The organism is Candidatus Thermoplasmatota archaeon (assembly GCA_035540375.1).
Classification (GTDB): domain Archaea; phylum Thermoplasmatota; class SW-10-69-26; order JACQPN01; family JAJPHT01; genus DATLGO01.
Genome location: DATLGO010000006.1, coordinates 1 through 3,749, shown reverse-complemented (window position 1 = coordinate 3,749; position 3,749 = coordinate 1). Strand labels below are relative to the sequence as shown.

The 3,749-nt window shown below is 67.6% G+C and carries 3 protein-coding genes; 1 reads left to right on the top strand and 2 read right to left on the bottom strand.

The window, feature by feature from the left end; translation table 11 throughout:
* The coding region (gene tatC, locus VM889_00575) for a twin-arginine translocase subunit TatC (GenBank protein ID HVL47032.1) at nucleotides 1-1,440 on the top strand (1,440 nt) is incomplete at its 5' end.
* Between the two features lie 3 nt (nucleotides 1,441-1,443).
* Here tatC and VM889_00570 read toward each other — a convergent pair.
* Together VM889_00570 and VM889_00565 are read right to left on the bottom strand one after the other, a co-directional pair.
* Nucleotides 1,444-2,319: a hypothetical protein gene (locus tag VM889_00570; GenBank protein ID HVL47031.1), complete on the bottom strand. Its 876-nt coding sequence runs from the start codon at nucleotides 2,317-2,319 to the stop codon at nucleotides 1,444-1,446.
* An 892-nt stretch (nucleotides 2,320-3,211) separates the two neighbouring features.
* Nucleotides 3,212-3,749: hypothetical protein (locus VM889_00565; GenBank protein HVL47030.1), on the bottom strand; the 538-nt coding region annotated here is incomplete at its 5' end.

The window sequence follows — 3,749 nt, the reverse complement described above, 5'->3', positions numbered from 1 at the left end:
TCGCCGCGCGACGGCGCCCAGAGGGTCACCGACTCGGGCGCGGCGCTCGCGCCCGCCTCCGGCGCGCAGGGCCTCGCGCGCGCGGACGTCGTCGCGTTCGAACTCCGCGCCTCCACGGAGACCGGCGTCTGGACCGCGGAAAACCTCGTCGCGTGGCGCGGCGCCGCGCCCGAGTCGGTGACCCTCTGGGCGCCGTCGCGCGGCGAGATCGTGGACGTGCGCGTGGACGGCGTCCCCACCGACGCGTGGCATCTCGCGACCGCCGAGACGCTCGTCGTGGGGCCGCTTCCCGCGAACGCCTCGAATGCGCGCGCGACGGTCGTGCTGCGGGGCGAAGCCGCGGGCCGCGTGCCGACGCTCGTCGTCCCCGCCGACGCCGCGACCCTGCGCCTGCGCCTCGGCCTCCCGCCCGGCACGGGCGCCCCCGCCTCCGACGCGTTCTCGGCCGAAGGCGAGCGCCTCGGCCTCGTCTGGTGGGGCGCCTCCGACGCGGACGTCGCGGCGGGGACGCGCATCGCCCTTGCGCTCGCGGGCGCCCCGACCGTCGGCCCGAAGGCCGCGGGCCTCGAGGTCCTCGCCGTCGTCGCGGGCCTCGCGGTCGTGCTCCTCGTTGCCGGCCGCGCATGGACCGCGCGCAAGGTCCCGCCCCCGACCGAGGCGACGACGCTCCTTGGACATCTCCGCGAGATCCAGCAGCGGCTCCTCGTCGCGGCGGTACCGTTCGCGCTCCTGAACGTCGTCTTCTTCACGATCGGCATCGGGTCCGCCGACCTCGGCGGGCGGACGGTGCCCGTGCCGGTGCTCGACGTCGAGCGCTCCATCGCCGCGGGCGCGCTCACGGCCATCGCCGCGCACGTTGTCCCGCCCGGCGTCGAACTCGTCGTCCTGCGCCCGTTCGACGCGGTGCTCGCCGAGGTGCAGGTCGCGCTCTTCCTCGCGCTCCTCGCGACGGTGCCGCTCGCCGCGCATCAGATGGGCGCGTTCTTCGCGCCCGCGCTCCACGACCGCGAGCGCCGCCTCGTCGCCTCCGTCGTGCCCGTCGTCACCGCGCTCTTCGTCGTCGGCGCGGTGTTCGCGTACATGATCATGGTGCCCGTGATGATGGGCACGCTCTACGGCTACGCGGGCGCGCTCGGCGTCGCGACGCTCCTCTCGCTCGGCGACATGGTTTCGTTTGCGCTCGTCATCACCGCGCTCTTCGGCTTCGCGTTCGAGCTCCCCGTCGTCATGGTCGCGCTCGTGCGCCTCGGCCTCGCGACGCCCGAGTGGTTCGCGCGCAAGTGGAAGCACGCGATCGTGATCATCTTCCTCGCCGCGGGCATCGTCACGCCGGACCCGAGCGTCGTGAGCCAGTTCCTCGTCGGCGTCCCTCTCGTCGCGCTCTACGGCGTCGGCCTCGCGGCCGCGCGGTGGGCGGGACGGGGGAGGACGGGCGCTTGACCCTCAGGTCCAACTGCGGCTCACGTAGTCGCCGAAATCGACACCCGTGAAATAGATCTCGTCGTTGAGCGAGTCCCCGGCCGTGATGGACGTGAACGCGAATCGATTCAATCCCGGCGGACCCCGCGTGACCGTGTCATAATGTTGAGCCCAATCGCAACGGCATTCCTTGGTTTCACCACCCGGCGCCGTCCAATTCAACCACGTCGCGGGCTCCGGGACACCCACGAAGCGCGGAAGCGAAGTCACGAGATAGGAACCCGCCCATCGACCCGTGAAATCCACTTCAAGCGCCGCGTCAAGTTGGGCGCGCGCGCCCGGCCGCGCAACGTAGGCCTCGGCGTGGAGTTTCGAAGGAAAATCCTTCCCGGTGTAGAGGAAACTCGTGTTCCCTGTCCGGAGTTCGAGGATTTCCATGTCTGGATTGCCTCTCAGTTCGAAGCTCCAACCGGTCGTCGCGCCGGAGATCCACGTGAGGCCCCGGAATCCCTCTCTACCCAGAATACTTGACCAGAGTGAAACGATCGGACTGCTGGAGGGGCCGTGGGCCAGCGGAGCGGCTTCAACCGTGACGCCGCCAACCCCTTCGGCGCTAGCGTGCACCACGCTCTTCTCCGTCTGCGCATGGGTTCCCATGAACCAATTCTGCGAACCCCAGGCGGCGGGAGGCTGGACGTCATGCGCCCAGAATTCGAACGAGAACGGACCAGGTGTGCGATCGCGCACCTCGAGATAGATCCAACCCGGCCCGTCACCGGTTCCTGACGCAACCAGCGTGGCGGGGGCGGACGATGCCGATTGCCCAAGCGGCATGACAATTGCCAACCCGCAGACCATCAGCAACGCGACGACGCGCAGCCGAGGATTCACGGAAGGCAAGAGACGCACTGCTCCCACTCCGCGCCGCTCTGGGGCTCGACCACCACGAGGGGTAGGCAACGGCCCCCGACCTCGTCATTCGCGGCGCGCAACGAAACCTGCCGTTGGTTTCCCCCTGTATAAATATCGCCATCCTGCCCGAAATAGACGCCATCATCCGGCGTGGGACCGCCCACGAATCCCATCGACCACGTCGTGCGGTTGGGGCATGGCGAAGAGACGCCGCCAGGAGTAACGCCCATGCCGGGCGCACAAGGACCGCTACCAGCAATCTGATTGTTCTGACGCTGGATAGCAGCAGCTTGAGCTTCCGTCACACCCACGGGGGTGAAGATTGCGTGAGGATCCCTCCAATAGACACCGGTCGGAATCATGACCGGCATGGATGACCCTACTGGACCCGAGCCCCCGGGGCATCGGAAGTCGGGCTGACCCGGCGTCACAGAGGCCATCGGAGCGCAGGGCCCGTCTTGGACGGGCTCCTCGTTCCGCTTCTGGACGCTCAGAATAGGCGACTCGGCATACTCCAGCCCCGACGCACCCCAATAGGCCGCCGTCGGCCCGGAGACGGTCACAGGGGAACCGACTGCGCCGGGCCCGTTCGGGCACGCGAGATCAGGATCGCCCGGTTCCAGATAGACCCCTGCAAGACAAGGTCCACCAGGAACAGCTTGATAATTGTGTTTCCAAACGTTCCCGATGTGAGATTCATGAACGCTCACGCCATCGGAACTCCATGAAACCCCCGTCGGCCCTTCCAGAGGGATCGGTTCACCCACATGCCCCGGCTCACAGGCTGCCGCACCACCCGCGATGAAGCCGCCGCCCAGAGCGCCGACGGCGATGAGGGACGCCATGACTAAGCGGATCATGGAGAACACCCGGAACCCGATTAGCAGCCCCACGTGCTGGGGCTCTCTTCGCAAGCGTTCCGCGTGTTGACGCCGTACTGTGTCGGATCCAATCCGAACGTGATCCATGTCGTGATGTCCTCAGACCAGATCGGATACACCCCGGGGTACGACAGCATCACGTCTGCGTAGTGCACCACCGTGCCGCAGCCGATTCGGTCACTTTGAGTGCGGGCCTTCTTCTCCCACACGTTCGATGGGTCTAATGCCCACTCCGTCCACTGCACATGCAGCGTGACAGGACACTGGGGGTGAACCACCGCGACCCGGGCAGCGGCGCAGAGATGGAAGTTGCAACCAGCGAGATTGTGGGATTCCGAGGCCCACTTCGGAGACGACCAGACGTACCCCGCAGACGCATCCGCCTTCGCCCTCGTATTCGTCAGCGTCGGCGCCCGGAACTCCTCGCGCACGTCCGCGGAGCCCGTGTCCCAGTAGTACACGTCCATCGTGTCGAGCTCAAGGTAGTTGCCGCTCTTCGGGCAGTAGTCCGCGTACCCCGTCGGGTTGCAGTCGACG